This is a genomic window from Streptomyces sp. MZ04 (assembly GCF_004684775.1).
In the GTDB taxonomy this organism is placed as follows: Bacteria; Actinomycetota; Actinomycetes; order Streptomycetales; family Streptomycetaceae; genus Streptomyces.
The window spans coordinates 14,667-29,274 of the sequence record NZ_SRIC01000082.1 but is presented as its reverse complement, the minus strand read 5'-3'; the positions used below and the strand labels follow the sequence as shown (position 1 = coordinate 29,274).

15 protein-coding genes are annotated in these 14,608 nt (G+C 71.3%); 7 read left to right on the top strand and 8 right to left on the bottom strand.

Features of this window, described 5'->3' with window-relative positions; all coding sequences use genetic code 11:
- Positions 1-17 precede the first annotated feature (17 nt).
- A complete protein-coding gene (locus tag E2651_RS19050) occupies positions 18-1,406 on the bottom strand; it encodes an APC family permease (protein ID WP_135332373.1) in 1,389 nt (462 codons plus the stop codon).
- 76 nt (positions 1,407-1,482) lie between these two features.
- Here E2651_RS19050 and E2651_RS19045 point away from each other — a divergent pair, with 76 nt between their 5' ends.
- Positions 1,483-2,475, top strand: coding sequence for a 4-hydroxy-3-methylbut-2-enyl diphosphate reductase (locus tag E2651_RS19045; protein ID WP_135332372.1), 993 nt, complete (start codon positions 1,483-1,485; stop codon positions 2,473-2,475).
- Positions 2,476-2,603: 128 nt separating this feature from the next.
- Positions 2,604-3,347 (top strand): polyphosphate--glucose phosphotransferase, encoded by a 744-nt coding sequence (gene ppgK, locus E2651_RS19040; protein ID WP_135332371.1) that lies wholly within the window; start codon positions 2,604-2,606, stop codon positions 3,345-3,347.
- A gap of 32 nt (positions 3,348-3,379) precedes the next feature.
- Here ppgK and E2651_RS19035 read toward each other — a convergent pair whose 3' ends face one another.
- The gene (locus E2651_RS19035) at positions 3,380-4,024 is read right to left on the bottom strand and encodes a DUF6542 domain-containing protein (protein ID WP_135332370.1); all 645 of its coding nucleotides are present in this window, start codon (positions 4,022-4,024) and stop codon (positions 3,380-3,382) included.
- A gap of 198 nt (positions 4,025-4,222) precedes the next feature.
- Here E2651_RS19035 and ychF point away from each other — a divergent pair, with 198 nt between their 5' ends.
- From ychF to E2651_RS19020, 3 genes are all read left to right on the top strand, one after another.
- A complete protein-coding gene (ychF, locus tag E2651_RS19030; RefSeq protein WP_135332369.1) occupies positions 4,223-5,311 on the top strand; it encodes a redox-regulated ATPase YchF in 1,089 nt (362 codons plus the stop codon).
- A 250-nt stretch (positions 5,312-5,561) separates the two neighbouring features.
- Positions 5,562-5,846, top strand: a complete 285-nt coding sequence (locus E2651_RS19025; protein WP_006138089.1) for a hypothetical protein — start codon at positions 5,562-5,564, stop codon at positions 5,844-5,846.
- Entirely contained in the window at positions 5,828-6,241 is a 414-nt protein-coding gene (locus E2651_RS19020; protein WP_135332368.1) for a DNA-binding protein, read from the top strand. The genes E2651_RS19025 and E2651_RS19020 overlap by 19 nt, the downstream gene beginning before the upstream one ends.
- An 80-nt stretch (positions 6,242-6,321) precedes the next feature.
- Here E2651_RS19020 and E2651_RS19015 read toward each other — a convergent pair whose 3' ends face one another.
- The 5 genes from E2651_RS19015 to E2651_RS18995 are packed head-to-tail and all read right to left on the bottom strand — an operon-like array spanning position 6,322 to position 11,848.
- Positions 6,322-7,068, bottom strand: a complete 747-nt coding sequence (locus E2651_RS19015) for a response regulator transcription factor (RefSeq protein ID WP_167828832.1) — start codon at positions 7,066-7,068, stop codon at positions 6,322-6,324.
- Positions 7,069-7,097: 29 nt separating this feature from the next.
- Positions 7,098-9,746, bottom strand: a complete 2,649-nt coding sequence (locus tag E2651_RS19010) for an FtsX-like permease family protein (RefSeq protein ID WP_135332366.1) — start codon at positions 9,744-9,746, stop codon at positions 7,098-7,100.
- On the bottom strand, positions 9,743-10,456 hold the full coding sequence (locus E2651_RS19005; protein ID WP_135332365.1) for an ATP-binding cassette domain-containing protein: 714 nt from the start codon (positions 10,454-10,456) through the stop codon (positions 9,743-9,745). Before E2651_RS19005 ends, E2651_RS19010 begins: the two co-directional genes overlap by 4 nt.
- A complete protein-coding gene (locus E2651_RS19000; RefSeq protein ID WP_135332364.1) occupies positions 10,443-11,174 on the bottom strand; it encodes an ABC transporter ATP-binding protein in 732 nt (243 codons plus the stop codon). The genes E2651_RS19005 and E2651_RS19000 overlap by 14 nt, the downstream gene beginning before the upstream one ends.
- An 11-nt stretch (positions 11,175-11,185) precedes the next feature.
- Positions 11,186-11,848: a hypothetical protein gene (locus E2651_RS18995; RefSeq protein WP_135332363.1), complete on the bottom strand. Its 663-nt coding sequence runs from the start codon at positions 11,846-11,848 to the stop codon at positions 11,186-11,188.
- A gap of 191 nt (positions 11,849-12,039) precedes the next feature.
- Here E2651_RS18995 and E2651_RS18990 point away from each other — a divergent pair, with 191 nt between their 5' ends.
- The gene (locus E2651_RS18990; RefSeq protein WP_135332362.1) at positions 12,040-13,422 is read left to right on the top strand and encodes a HAMP domain-containing sensor histidine kinase; all 1,383 of its coding nucleotides are present in this window, start codon (positions 12,040-12,042) and stop codon (positions 13,420-13,422) included.
- On the opposite strand, the gene E2651_RS18985 is transcribed toward E2651_RS18990, so the two are convergent.
- Positions 13,383-13,577, bottom strand: a complete 195-nt coding sequence (locus E2651_RS18985; protein WP_348541651.1) for a hypothetical protein — start codon at positions 13,575-13,577, stop codon at positions 13,383-13,385. The two genes, E2651_RS18990 and E2651_RS18985, sit on opposite strands and share 40 nt — an antisense overlap.
- A gap of 169 nt (positions 13,578-13,746) precedes the next feature.
- Here E2651_RS18985 and E2651_RS18980 point away from each other — a divergent pair, with 169 nt between their 5' ends.
- On the top strand, positions 13,747-14,577 hold the full coding sequence (locus E2651_RS18980; RefSeq protein WP_135332361.1) for a hypothetical protein: 831 nt from the start codon (positions 13,747-13,749) through the stop codon (positions 14,575-14,577).
- Positions 14,578-14,608: the final 31 nt, after the last annotated feature.

The window sequence follows — 14,608 nt, the reverse complement described above, 5'->3', positions numbered from 1 at the left end:
GCCCCGCGCAGCGGCCTTCAGGACTCCCCCCGCCGAGCCCCCTGCAGGACCAGCACCGCAACACCCACCGCGAACCAGATCAGCCCCACCACCTGCGCCGACCCCGCAGCCTCGACGATCACCGCCACGGTGATCGCCACCCCCAGCACAGGAATCAGTACATGCCGCCACCAACTCACACTCACCGCACCCCCACGCCGCCGCACCACGAACCACCCCACCACGCTCGCGTGCAACAGCACGAACGCCGTCAGCGCCCCGATGTCGACCACCGACACCAGGTGGTCCATCCCGTCGTCCCGCCGCGCCGCCCACACGGCGGCGACCATCGTCACCACGGCCGCACACAGCAGCGCGACCCGCGGCGTACCGGAATCCGTCCGCGACAGCGCCCTCGGCAGCCGCCGGTCCCGCGCCATGGCGAACAGCAGCCGCCCCGCCGCCGCCTGCCCCGCGAGCGCGGCGAACGCCGCGCCGATCGCCTTGCTGACGGCCACCGTGTCGTGCAGCCAGTCACCCACCGCCGAGTCGACGGCATCGTAGAAAGCAGATCCCTGTTTGCCCGGCTCCGCCGCGAGCTCCGCGGACGACAGCGGCTCCAGGAGCGCCACCAGATAGGTCTGGGCGATGAACAGCACCCCCGCGAGCGCCAGACAGAACAGCACCGCCCGCGCCACCTTCGCCGAGCCCCCCGTCACCTCCTCCGCGAACGAGGCGATCGCGTCGAAGCCCAGATAGGACAGGACCGCCACCGACACGGCCCCCACCACCGCCGACAGCGCGAACGCCCCCTGCGAGCCGTCCCCGGTCAGCGGCGAAAGCCAGTCCCGCTCCGCCCCGTCCTGTGCCAGCACGACGATCGCCGACACGATGAAGACGAGCAGCACCACGATCTCCATCGCGAGCACGAGGAACCCCACCCGCGCCGCCGCCCGCACCCCCCACAGGTTCAGCGCGGTCGTCACCAGGACCGCGATCGCCGTCCACACCCACCGGGACACCGAAGGCACCAGCGCCTCCATCGCGATCCCGGAGAAGAGATAAGCAACCGCCGGGATCAACAAGTAATCCAGCATCGCCATCCACCCGGCGATGAACCCGGGCCCGTCCCCGAGCCCCGCGCGCGCGTACGCGAAGACGGAGCCCGCCTGGGGGACCACCTGCACCATCTGGGCGTAGCTGAAAGCGGTGAACGCCATGGCGATGGTGGCGACGACGTAGACAAGGGCGACGGCCCCGTGCGACTTGGCGTCGAGCGTCCCGAAGACACCGACCGGCGCCATGGGGGCGATGAACAGCAGTCCGTAGACGACGAGATCCCGGAAGCCGAGGCTGCGCCGCAGCCCGTCCCCTTCGGCGGCGGTGTCCGTACGCGTACCGACCACGCCGTCTGAATTACCGGACATCTCGCCTCCGTATGTGAACGCGGACCCCCAGTCTCCCCAAGAAGCCGATCTTTGACGCGCTGGGCTCGGCCTTACGATGGTGCGTATGACTGCTTCGACTCCTGCCCGCCGAGTACTGCTCGCCGCCCCCCGCGGCTACTGCGCGGGTGTGGACCGTGCCGTGATCGCCGCCGAGAAAGCCCTCGAGCAGTACGGGGCCCCGATCTATGTCCGCCACGAGATCGTGCACAACAAGTACGTGGTGCAGACCCTGGAGAAGAAGGGCGTGATCTTCGTCGAGCGGACGGAGGAGGTCCCCGAGGGCTCCATCGTCATGTTCTCCGCGCACGGCGTCGCGCCGACCGTCCACGACGAAGCCGCCCAGCGCAGGCTCGCCACCATCGACGCGACGTGCCCCCTGGTCACGAAGGTCCACAAGGAAGCGGTCCGGTTCGCCAAGGACGACTTCGACATCCTCCTGATCGGCCACGAGGGCCACGAGGAGGTCATCGGCACGTCCGGTGAGGCGCCCGACCACATCACGCTGGTCGACGGCCCCGAGGACGTCGCGAACGTCGAGGTCCGCGACCCGGACAAGGTCGTCTGGCTCTCCCAGACCACGCTCTCCGTCGACGAGACGATGGAGACGGTCAGCGCCCTGAAGACGAAGTTCCCCGGCCTGATCTCGCCGCCGAGCGACGACATCTGCTACGCCACGCAGAACCGCCAGATCGCGGTGAAGAAGCTCGCCGAGGACGCCGAGCTCGTCATCGTCGTCGGCTCCAGGAACTCCTCGAACTCGGTCCGCATGGTCGAGGTCGCCCTGGACGCGGGCGCCCCCGCCTCGTACCTGGTGGACAACGCCGGCGAGTGCGACGAGGCCTGGCTGGAGGGCGTGACCACGGTCGGCCTGACCTCCGGCGCCTCCGTTCCGGACATCCTGGTGGACGGCGTCATCGAGTGGCTCGCCGAGCGGGGCTACGGCGACGTGGAGACGGTGAAGACGGCCGACGAGTCCATCACCTTCTCGCTGCCCAAGGAGCTGCGCCGCGACCTGCGCGCGGAGGCGGCCGCGCTCTCGGAGAGCTGACGCGCGGGCCGGATGCCGCCCGCCCTCTTCGAGGAGTGCGACGGGGAGTGCGACGGGGAGTACGACGGCGCGTATCGACTGCCCTCTTCGAGGAGTGACGTCCGGCGTCTGGCCGTAACGTGTGCCTCATGCAGATCTTCGGTGTGGACATCGGCGGATCCGGGATCAAGGGCGCTCCCGTTGACCTGGACCGCGGAGACCTGGCACAAGAGCGGCACAAGGTCCTGACCCCGCATCCGGCCACGCCCGACGGCGTGGCCGACAAGGTGCGCGAGGTCGTCGAGCACTTCGCCTGGAAGGGCCCGGTCGGCGCCACCTTCCCCGGCGTGATCACCGACGGCACGGCGCGCACGGCGGCCAACGTCGACAAGAGCTGGATCGGTACGGACATCCAGGCCCTGGCATCCGACCGGCTCGGCGGCGTCCCCGTCACCGTCCTGAACGACGCGGACGCGGCGGGCGTCGCCGAGATGCACTTCGGCGCGGGCCGCGGCCACAAGGGCACGGTCCTGCTGCTCACGTTCGGCACCGGCATCGGCAGCGCTCTCTTCACCGGCGGCCGCCTGGTCCCGAACACGGAGCTCGGCCACCTCGAACTCCACGGCCACGACGCGGAGAAGCGCGCCTCGTCCAAGGCCAAGGAGGACGAGAACCTGAGCTGGGAGCACTGGGCGCGCCGGGTCCAGAAGTATCTGGTGCACGTGGAGATGCTGTTCTCGCCGGAGCTCGTCATCATCGGCGGCGGTGTGAGCCGCAAGGCCGAGAAGTTCCTGCCCCTGATCAAGGGCATCCGGGCCGAACTGGTCCCGGCGCAGCTGCAGAACAACGCGGGCATCGTGGGCGCGGCGATGGCGGCGGCCGGCGAGGCCTAGGACCCGTCGGACAGGCCCTGGACCCGTAGGGATTACGTGGCGGGCATCCGCCGCCGAGGCGCCCGCGCCCGCGGCCCGGCAGCGGCGGCGGCAGCGCGAGCCCGCCGCCGCTGCCCCAGGAACCGGATCCGCCGGACGATCACGACGATCCCGGCGACCAGCGTCCCCCCGTACAACCAGCCCGCGTGCAGCGCGAGCGCGGTGATCAGCCCCATGAAGTGCCCGCCGAAGCCGCCGCTGCCCTCCGAGACCGGCAGCAGCCCGGCCACGAAGGCGAGCGGCACCCCGACCGGCGCGGTCACCAGATCGACCGGCCGCACCCACAGCGCGGTCAGCGCGCTCACGGGCACGAAGAGCACCCCGTACGCGACCAGAGCGCCGTTGGAACCACCGAAGAACAGCCACAGCAGAAAGGCAAGCAGGAACATCGTCGCGGCGCAGAAGAGCCCGGACCCGAGCCCGGTAAGACGCGGGTTGGGCATCCGGCGCAGCGAGCGATAGAAGCGATAGAGCGGCAGCGCGCGCAGTTTGCGTACGAAAGGCGGGGCGGGACGGCGGGGGCGGGACGCGGCGCGGTAGACCGCCGACGATTCGGCGGGCCTGCCCTGCGGGGGCAGGGGCGCGGTGCGTCGCGGCCGGGCCGGATGCTGAGGGGGACGCGTCCTGTGTTGCTCCACCGGACCAACCTAGGTCGACCCATACTGATAATCCGGCCTGGGACACGCGCTTTGGCCGACCTTGGCCAAGCGTTCGATACGCGAGCGGTACGCCGACGAGGGCCGGGCGGGCACGCCGTAGACTGGGGGATCGCCCCCAAGGTCGCTCCGGCCCTCCGGGCCGTCCACCCTCAGACCTCACGTACGGGAAGTCGCAACGTGTCGCTCACGATCGGAATCGTCGGCCTGCCCAATGTCGGCAAGTCGACCCTGTTCAACGCCCTGACCAAGAACGACGTGCTTGCGGCCAACTACCCGTTCGCCACGATCGAGCCGAACGTAGGCGTGGTGGGCGTCCCCGACCCCCGCCTCACCCAGCTCGCCGAGATCTTCGGCTCGCAGAAGGTCCTCCCGGCGACGGTCGACTTCGTCGACATCGCGGGCATCGTGCGCGGCGCGAGCGAGGGCGAGGGCCTGGGCAACAAGTTCCTCGCGAACATCCGCGAGTCGGACGCGATCTGCCAGGTCATCCGCGCCTTCAAGGACGAGAACGTCGTCCACGTAGACGGCAAGGTGTCCCCGAAGAACGACATCGACACGATCAACACCGAGCTGATCCTCGCCGACCTCCAGACCATCGAGAAGGTCCTGCCCCGCCTCCAGAAGGAGTCGCGGATCAAGAAGGACATCGCCCCGAAGGTGAAGGCGGTGGAGGAGGCCCAGGCGATCCTGGAGCGCGGCGACACGCTCTTCTCGGCGGGCATCGTCCAGGGCTCCGGCAACGAGGAACTCCTGCACGACCTGCACCTCCTCACGACCAAGCCCTTCCTCTACGTCTTCAACGTGGACGAGGACGAGCTGACGGACGACGACTTCAAGGCCGAGCAGCGCGCCCTGGTCGCCCCCGGCGAGGCGATCTTCCTCAACGCCAAGCTGGAGGCGGACCTCGCCGAGCTGGACGACGACGAGGCCCTCGAACTCCTCCAGTCGGTAGGCCAGGAAGAGCCCGGCCTCGCCACCCTCGCCCACGTCGGCTTCCGCACCCTCGGCCTCCAGACGTACCTCACGGCAGGCCCCAAGGAGTCCCGCGCCTGGACGATCCCCCAGGGCGCGACGGCCCCCGAGGCGGCCGGCGTGATCCACACGGACTTCCAGAAGGGCTTCATCAAGGCCGAGGTCATCTCCTTCGCGGACCTGGTCGACACGGGCTCGGTGGCCGACGCCCGCGCGGCCGGCAAGGCGCGCATGGAGGGCAAGGAGTATGTGATGCAGGACGGGGACGTGGTGGAGTTCCGCTTCAACGTGTAGCCGCCGACCTATCACCACGTCGCTGATCTGGCAAACGCCCAGGTCAGAGAGGGTCCGACTCTTCGGAGTCGGGCCCTTTGTTTTTTCCCGTGCTGGGATGGGATGAGGAGCCCGTGCTGGGTTTCGGGCAGCGATCTCCCGGTGCCACAGGCGGGCGGGTGGGCTCCATCTGCACGACTTCTTCACGACTCCGGGGCCCGTGCAGGTTCGATCCGTGGCGCTTTTCCTACTCGTTTGACACACTCGGGGTATGGCTGAGACGACGTACAGCATCGGGGAAGGGCCGGCGACGCGGGTGAGCCTGTCGCTGCCGGAGGGGACCGCGGAGGCGATCCGGGCGCGGGTGGGCAAGCGGGAGTTCTCTGCGTTCATCGCCGAGGCGGTCGAGCGTGAGCTGCGCGGGCAGGTCCTGGACGAGTACCTGGCGGACTACGAGAGCCGCAAGGGGCCGGTTTCCGAGCCGGCTCGTCAGCGGGCGCGGCAGGTCTTCGACGAGGTGTTCGCCGAGGAGGCCGAGTGGCCCGCCGCAGGCTGAGTCACGAGGGGACGCTGGTCCTCGACAGCGAGGGACTGTCGAAGCTGCTCGCCGACGACGAGCAGGTGGTGGCTCTCATCGCTGAGGCGCGCTCGCGCGGCATGGAGGTCGTGATCTGTGCGCTCACCATCATCGAAGCGGTCCACGCTCGTACGAACAAGTCCCGCCTGAACTGGGTTCTTTCCGGGCTGCGGGTCGTCCCGGTCGGTGACGAGGAGGCGCGGGCGGCCTCGAAGCTGCTGATGAATGCCGGGTTGCACGGACACAAGTACGCGATCGGTGCGGCCGTCGCCGAGGCCGCGCTGCGACAGCACCGCCCCGTGGTCATGCTGACTTCCGATATCGACGACATGACCAAACTCTGCGGCGATCGGGTCCGGCTCGTGGCGGTGTGATTTCCCCGGTTCACTCCGCCGTGGCGCGGGTGACTCTCCGGGTGATGGTCAGGCCACTGTCGCTGCCGCTGGCGTCGGCCTCAGACGGGCGGCGCCGTGTGGGGCTCAAGGCGGTAACCGTGCCCGCGCAGGGTGGAGATCCGCGGTAGCGCCGCAGGGATCGGGGACGCGTCGGCAGCGTCGGCCAGGCGGCGGCGCAGGCCGGCCATGGTGACGTCGAGGGTCTTGGTGGAGCCGAACCAGTTCTCGTCCCAGACCTCAGCCATCAGCACCTCGCGGGACACGGCCTCTCCGGCGTGCCGGGCGAGCACGGCGAGCAGCTCGAACTCCTTGGGGCGGAGCTCGACTTCACGGTCGTGGAGTGTGCACCGGCGGGCCGTGACATTGAGGACGAGGTCGCCGAGCCGGATCGGCTGCTGCGGCGGGGCGGCGATGGCCCGGCGGCGCAGATGGGCACGGAGCCGGGCGAGCAGCACGGTCAGGCTGAAGGGTTTGACCAGGTAGTCGTCGGCTCCGGCGTCGAGTCCGGCGATGACGTCGATGTCGTCCGTGCGGGCGGTGAGGATGATGATCAGCAGGTCGGGGAGGCGGGCGCGCAGGGTGCGGGCGATGTCGAGGCCGTCCATGTCGGGCAGTCCCAGGTCCAGGAGCAGCACGTCGTACGGGGTCTGCGCGGACTCGGTGAGGGCGCCCGTACCTGTCCGGCTCCACGTCGGGGTGTAGCCGTTGCTGCGCAGCCCCGTTTCCAGATGGCGGCCGATGGTGTCGTCGTCCTCGACGACGAGGACGCGATAGCGGCTACGGTCCGGTGCGGCGGGCGTTCGCATGCTGGGCAGCGTAGAGCCGGGCGGGGCGTTCACAGATCCCGGAGTTCTTCGACGGCGGGTCGGGCGGCGCGGCGTACCCCGTTCAGCGCGGCGGCCAGTACGGCCGCGGTCGCGGCGAACGCGGTGATCGCCAGATAGGCGCCCGGGACAGCGAGGGCGGCGGGCGGCGGGTCGAACACGCCTGTCAGGACTTTGACGAGCATCTCGGAGAGGGCCCAGCCGATGAGCGCGCCACCGGCCAGACCGCCCGCGGTCAGCAGGATCGCCTCGGTGAGGACCATCCCGCGCAGATGCCGTCGCGTCGCGCCGAGCACGGTGGCGATGGCGAAGGTACGGCGGCGTTCGGCGAGGCCGAGCGCGAGGACCAGTCCGCCGGCCCCGGCGGCCAGGAGCACCGCGAAGGCCAGCTCGATCCGGGTGAGTCCCGCCAGGTCGACGGCAGTCAGGCTGGTTCCGACGGTGCCGCGGGTCTGGGTGAGGTCGGTGACGGTGGCAGTGGTGCCGAGCTGCCGGCGCAGGTGGGCGGCGATCTGCTTTTGGTGGGTGCCGCCGGTGTCCAGGAGGAAGGCGCCGACCGCGTCGCTGCCGGTGGCCTGGGCGACGTAGGAGGCGTTGGCGACGAAGAAGCTGTCCTTCGGCGCGGTCGGGAACTCCTTGGCGACGCCCACGTAGTGGAAGGGCACGGTGCGCAGCGCCTTGGTGCGGGCGTCCTGGATGCGCAGGTTGACCGTGTCGCCGGGTGAGAGCTGGAAGTCGGTGACGGTCTCCGCGCTGACCAGCAGCGCGTCAGGCTGCTTCGCGAGCTTGCGCATGAGGGTGCCGGCGGTGCCTCCGGAGAAGTACGCGTTTTGGAGGGAAGTGGCAGAGGCGATCGTGTCCGGGCGTACGCCGTAGAGGTCCTGGAGGTCGGATCCGACATAGGCGAACCGGTGCTGGAGCGGCTCGACATGACGTACGCCGGAGACCTTGAGGGAAGCGGCGGCGCTGGGCGGCGTCCGTACTCCGGGCGGCTCGGTCACCGTGACGTCGGCGCCGTTGGTGAGCCGCGCGTCGACCTCGGCCTGCTGCTTGTACGTGGCGTTGAAGGTCGCCGTGGAGATCGCGAAAGACACCGCGAGCGCCAGCAGCACCACCGAGCGGGCCAGCGGCCGCCTGCGGCGGGAGAGGACGGCGGCCGTCGTCCCTGCCAGGTTCTTGGCGAGTGGGCGCGAGAGCCGGGCCAGCACGGCTCGGCCGTGGGTGAGCGCGAGGAGCGTGAGCCGCCACAGCAGCAGCGCGGCGCCGATCCACAGCAGGGCCGGACCCAGGAAGGCCCAGTACGACACGGAGATGCTGGACACGCCCTCCGGGGCGAGGACGAGGGCGTACTGGTTGCCGGACGAGGCGCGGAAGATGAGCCAGGAGCCGATCAGCAGGGCGAAGTCCATGCCGTAGCGCATCCACCATGCGGAGCCTGTACGGCGCCCGGCCCTGCGTGTGTCGGTGACCGTCACACCGTGCAGGTCGCGCAGTGCGGGGATGAGAACGGCGCCCGCGGCCACGGCGGTACCGAGCACGAAGGCAAGGGCGTACCAGAGGATCCAGGAGCCCGCGCTCGTCCCGAACGAGGCCGATCCGAAGGCGAGACGGCCCATCAGGGCGGCGATACCGAGTCCGGCGACGCCGCCGCCGGCCCCGACCAGCGCGGCCTCGATGCCGGACAGGGTGGCGATCCGGCCCGGTCGCAGTCCGCGCAGCCGCAGCAACGCCTGCTCCTGGCGGCGCCGTTCGCCACCGGCTGCGGCAACCGCGGCGGTCAGCGCGGCGGCCAGAAGTGCGCCGGGCACACCGAGGAACAGGAAGAGGATCTGTGCGTAGAGGGCGTCCTGACGGGCGGAGTCGAGAGCGGCACCCAGGTTGTTCCCGACGATCGCCGCGCCCGAGGCGCGGGCCTCCAGGTTGTGGGCACCGCGGGTCACGGTGTTGAAGGCGGAGGCGGGGTCGGAGGGCAGCCTGGCGTCGCGTGCGGCATGGATTTGCGTGCTGACGCCTGCGGCGGGCGCCTGGGCGGTCAGCGAGGTGAAGGTGGCGGAGGGGAGCAGGACGACGTTGTCGGGCGGCGCGGTGGGCTGGGACTGGGCCGGGGCACCGACCTTCTGGAAGAGGGAGTCGGCCTGCGGGAGGTCGACGACGCCGGCCACGCGGACCTGGCGTACGGCAGTTCCGGGGAGCCGGATGCCGACGGTGTCGCCGGGGGCGACGTGCAGGTTGGAGGCGGTCTGCTGGGCCAGCAGCACGCCGTCGAGGCTGCCGGTGAGCGGGCGGATCCCGCCGGGGAACAGCTTTGGGTAGCCGTCGGGGAGGCCGAGGACCATGCCGGGGCCGGTGGTCTGTGTGCTGCCCTGGACCTGGGCCGTGAACGCGGAGCTGTGGGCGAAGCCGACCGGGACGGCGTGGTGGGTGCCGGGGGCCTTCCGCACCAGGGACAGCATCGCCTGCTGGTCGGCGCCGGGCTGCACCTCGACCTGCCAGTCCACGGCGACGGAGCGCACGGCGCGCTGCGTCATGGTCGCCTTGGACGCGGTGAGGAACGAACCGAGCGCGGCGACGAGGGCGACGGCCAGGGCGATGCCGGCCAGGGCGGCCAGGAGTCGTCCGGCGCGGTGGCGGGCCAGTCCGGCGGCCCATGCGGTGTTCATGACGCCTCCTGCGGTTCGGCCTCGGTGAGCAGCCGGCCTTCGCGCATGGCCAGCCGGGTGGTGAGTCGCGCGGCGATGGCCGGGTCGTGGGTGGTGACGACGAGGGCCGCACCTGTCTGGTCGGCCGCGGCCAGCAGGGCGTCCAGGACGTGCCCGCCGGTGGTGTGGTCGAGCCGGCCGGTGGGTTCGTCGGCGAGGATCAGCCGGGGGGCCTGGGCCAGGACGCGGGCGGCGGCGACGCGCTGTGCCTGCCCGCCGGAGATCTCCTCAGGCAGCCGCTCGGCCAGATCGGCGGCGTCCACCAGGGCGAGGGCCTCGGCGGCCGACCGCTGCGCCTCGGCGGCCGGCACTCCGGCCAGGACCAGCGGCAGCGCGGTGTTCTCGACCACGTCGAGGGCGGGGATCAGGCTCTCGCCCTGGAAGACGATCCCGATGCCGCCCGGGCCGTCCAGGGCGGGCCAGGTGACGGTGCCGCTGGTGGGCTGTTCGAGCCCGGCCAGCAGATGCAGCAGAGACGATTTGCCCGACCCGGACGGGCCGACGACGGCGAGCCGGTCCGCGGCCCGCACTCGCAGGTTCGCCCCGTGCACCGCCACCACGGCGGTCGCGCCCCGGCCGAAGGTGAGAGCCGCGTTGCGGCAGTCCACGAGCGCCTCGTCCACCGACGTCACGGGCTTGTCGGCCGGTATCGCGTCATCACGGGGCGACATCGTGGGCCTCCTGTTGGTGTGTGCGGGCCTGGGACGTGGTGGCCTCGCGGGCCCTGCCGTCGTCCAGAGCGATCACCCGGTCGGCGATCCGGACGGCTGCGGCGCTGTGGGTGACGATCAGCACCGCGCAGCCCAGAGCGGCACGGTCGCGCAGCATCTGCAGGATCAGGCGCTCGGTGCTGCCGTCGAGTTCGCCGGTCGGCTCGTCCGCCAGCAGGACAGCCGGGGAATTGGCCAGCGCGACGGCCAGCCCGGCACGCGCCAGCTCGCCGCCCGACAGCTGCCGGGGCAGCGCGTGTGCCCGCCCCGCGAGCCCCACCTCGGACAGCAGGTCTCCTACGGATACGGAGGGCCGGCCACGCACGGCGCTGTGCGCCAGGCGGACGTTGTCGCGCACGCTGAGGTGGGTGACGAGGTTGCGGCTCTGCAGCAGGACGCCGATGTGGCGGGCGCGCAGCCGGGCCCGTTCGGGCTCCGGCCGGTGGCTGATGCGTACGCCGTCGACGTGGACCTCACCGCCCGAGGGTTCGTCGAGTCCGGCCAGGCAGGACAGCAGGGTGGATTTGCCGGCTCCGGACGGCCCGACCACCGCGACCGTCTCACCGCGCCGCACCCGCAGGGACACCCCCCGCAGCGCGAGCGTCTCCTCCTCACCGGCCCGGAAGAAGCGGTACAGCTCCCGCGCGGTGAGGGCCTCGTCGGACGGTGGGACCAGCATGGTGTTCACCCTCACTTCCAGGCGAAGGAGTCACTGACGATGCGCCACGGGTCCACGTTGTCGGCATTCACCGGGCCGGACAGGGTGAGATCCACCTCGTGGCCCTGCCGGTAGAAGGCGTACCGCTCGAACGCGTCACGCACGACCTTGCCGGTGACCGGATCCCTGGCGGAGTCGCCCTGGTACGTCAGCAGCACGGCCGTACCGGCCTTCCTGGTCACCGTGGACACCTTCGGACTGGCGAACTTCGAGACGTGGCCGCGCAGTTGGGGCACGACCTCATTGGCGACCGAGCCGGTGGTGGGCGCGTTCGAGGCGGCAGCGGCGGAGATCTGGACGCGGTTGAGTTTGTCCGTGAAGACCGTGGTGCTGCCCTGGCTGGTACGGGCCCAGCCCTCGGGCACCTTCACCGTGAACGCGGTGAACGCACCGCCGGACGGCTGGTAGGCGACGAATGCCTGGTTGTCGGGGATGTCGCCGGGCGGATTGGACTCGGTGGGCGCCGGACTGCTGTCCGAGCCACCGCTGGAGCCACCCGTGGAAGCAGCGGTGGAAGCAGGACCGGAACGTGAACTGGAGCTGGGTCCGGAGCCGGAGGTGCCCCCGGAACACCCGGCGGTCACCGCCGCGGCGAGCACGAGCCCGACGACGCCGAAGGTACGTACACGTGCCATCGTTGCTGCCCTCCTGGAAGACGCCTGGGGAACTCTCTGCCGATCCGGCCGGGCGGTCGTGTGCCGGACGGGCGGTCATGGCACCGACGCTAGAAGGCGGCCGGTTAACGCCCCGCACGGCGAGGGTTAGACGACGGCAAAAGCGTGCGGCGGGTCCCGTACGGGCAGGCGGCGGCCCGCATCATGGGGGCATGAGACAGCGCGTGGTACGGGTGGCTCTCACCGCCGTCCTGGTCGCCCTGGTCCTCCTCGCAGTCCCCCTGGCCCTCGCCATCAGGTCCTCCCTGTACGCGGACCAGCGGGACGCCCTGGAGCGGGCGGCCCTGGCCGGCGCCGTCCGGGTGAGTCCGGACTACGCGACCGGTGACCCGGTGGAGCTGCCGCCGCCTCCGGACGGCGGGCGCCTTGGCCTGTACGACCCGCAGTTGCGGCTGCGCGCGGGCAGCGGCCCCCGGACCGGCGACGACACGGCCCGCCGCGCGCTGACCGGCACGGTGACCCGGTCGGCAGGGGGCGGTGAACTCGTCGCCGCCGTCCCCGTCTCCCACGACGAGCGGGTCATCGGCGTCGTCCGCGTCTCCTCCGCCGCCCAGGACGTGCGCGACCGCATCCTCGTAGGCTGGGCGCTCCTGCTCGGCGCGGCCGTGCTGGCCCTGACCGTGGCCGTCCTCGTCGCCCGCCGGCAGGCGCGGGCGCTTGCCGCTCCGCTGGAGGACCTCTCCCGGCACTGCCGGGCCGTCACCGGCGGCGACCTGAGCGCGCGCGCCGCCCCCAGCGCCATCGGCGAGATCGACCAGGTCGCCCGAACCCACAACGAGATGCTGCACAGCCTGGCCGAACTCCTGCGCCGCGAACGCAACTTCACCGCCAACGCCTCCCACCAGCTGCGCACCCCGCTGACCGGCCTCCAGCTCACCCTGGAAGCCGGGCTCGAACACGACGACACCCGTCCCGTGCTGGAGGAGGCCCTGGACGCCACCCGCAGGCTGCACGACACAGTGGAGGAGGTCCTCCGGCTGTCCGGCTCCGCGGGGCTGCCTCAGCCGGTCGCGCCGGACCGGCCGGTCACGGGGCTGCTGCGGGAGACCGAGGAGCGGTGGCACGGGCTGTTCGCCCGCGAGGGCAGACGCCTGGAGTGCGATACGGGCGAGGTGCCGGACGACGTACGCGTCCCGGGCGGGCCCGTCACCGAGATCCTCGGCGTGCTGCTCGACAACGCCCGCGTCCACGGACACGGCACCGTGCGCGTCACGGTCCGCGACCTCGACGACGCCCTCGCCCTGGACATCGCCGACGAGGGCACGACAGACGGTGACTCCGCGCGGCTGTTCGAGCGCGGGCACACCGAGGGCGGGGCGGGCACGGGCATCGGCCTCGCGCTCGCCCGCGACCTCGCTGTCTCCCTCGGGGGCCGGCTCTCCCTGGCGAACCGCGCGCCGACCACGTTCACCCTGCTGCTCCCGGTACGGGCCGCAGGAGTACACCAGGCGGACGGCCGAAACGAGTCGGACGGCCGCCGGGGCGATGCGGGTCCTCAGGACGAAGCGGGGCAGGGCGGTCCGGGCGGGCGCTGAGGGCGAGGGGTATGCGGGTGGCGCAGCCACCCGCCCGGACCGGGCAGCAGCACGGCGGCGAGATACGCGAGTGCGACGGCCCGGCCGAGGCGACGGCGCAGCCAGCGCGTCGCGAGGTCGGCACACGTGCGGCCGTCGGAGCGGGGGATGGTCATGGCGGCACGCTTCCGTCGTGGGGGCTGGGCTTAGACGGAGTGCCGGTATGACCAGGTGGGCCCTGTCGCTGTGCATGGCAGACATGTTCCCCGCACGGGCCTGCGGGGGAGGGTGCTGCCGCGCGGCAGTCAGGATGTGTTCAGGTTCCCGGTGGCACGGTCGGGCCTCATGACATCTGAGACTTCTGAGACAGCGGCGGTCCACGGGTCCGCCCCCACCGCCCCTGGTCACCGTCTGCGCTGGAACAAGGTGCCCGAAGTCACCGTGTACTTCTGGGTGATCAAGGTGCTGTGCACGACGGTCGGCGAGACCGCGGCCGACCTGCTGAACGAGAAGGCCGGACTGGGTCTGACGGGTGTGTCGCTGCTGATGAGCGCGCTGCTGGCGGTGGTCCTCGTCGTTCAGTTCCGTACCACCGCCTACCGGCCCGGCGTGTACTGGACGGCCGTGGCCCTGATCAGCGTCGTCGGCACCCTGGTCAGTGACAACCTGACCGACAACATGGGCGTACCGCTGGAGACCACCACCGCGGTCTTCGCGGTCCTCCTGACGGTCGTGTTCGTCGCCTGGTACCGCAGCGAGCGGACGCTGTCCATCCACAGCATCGACACCCTTCGCCGGGAGTCCTTCTACTGGCTGGCGGTCCTGTTCACCTTCGCGCTGGGCACGTCGGCCGGTGACCTGGTCGCCGAGCGCATGGGGCTGGGCTACTGGGTCTCCGCGGTCCTGTTCGCCCTGGCGATCGCCGCGGTCGCGGTGGCGCGCTTCGCGCTCGGGGCGAACGCCGTGTGGAGTTTCTGGATCGCCTACGTCCTCACCCGCCCGCTCGGCGCCTCGATGGGCGACTACCTCTCCCAGCCGACCGGCGACGGCGGCCTGGGCCTGGGCACCGTGGTGACCAGCGGGCTGTTCCTCGCGGTCATCCTCGCACTGGTGGTGTTCCTGGCGGTGACGCGCAAGGACGTCACCGAGCCGGAGCGTCTCACCCGTACGGCGTAGTCGCCCGCAGGCGTTCAGGATGCGTTCAGAT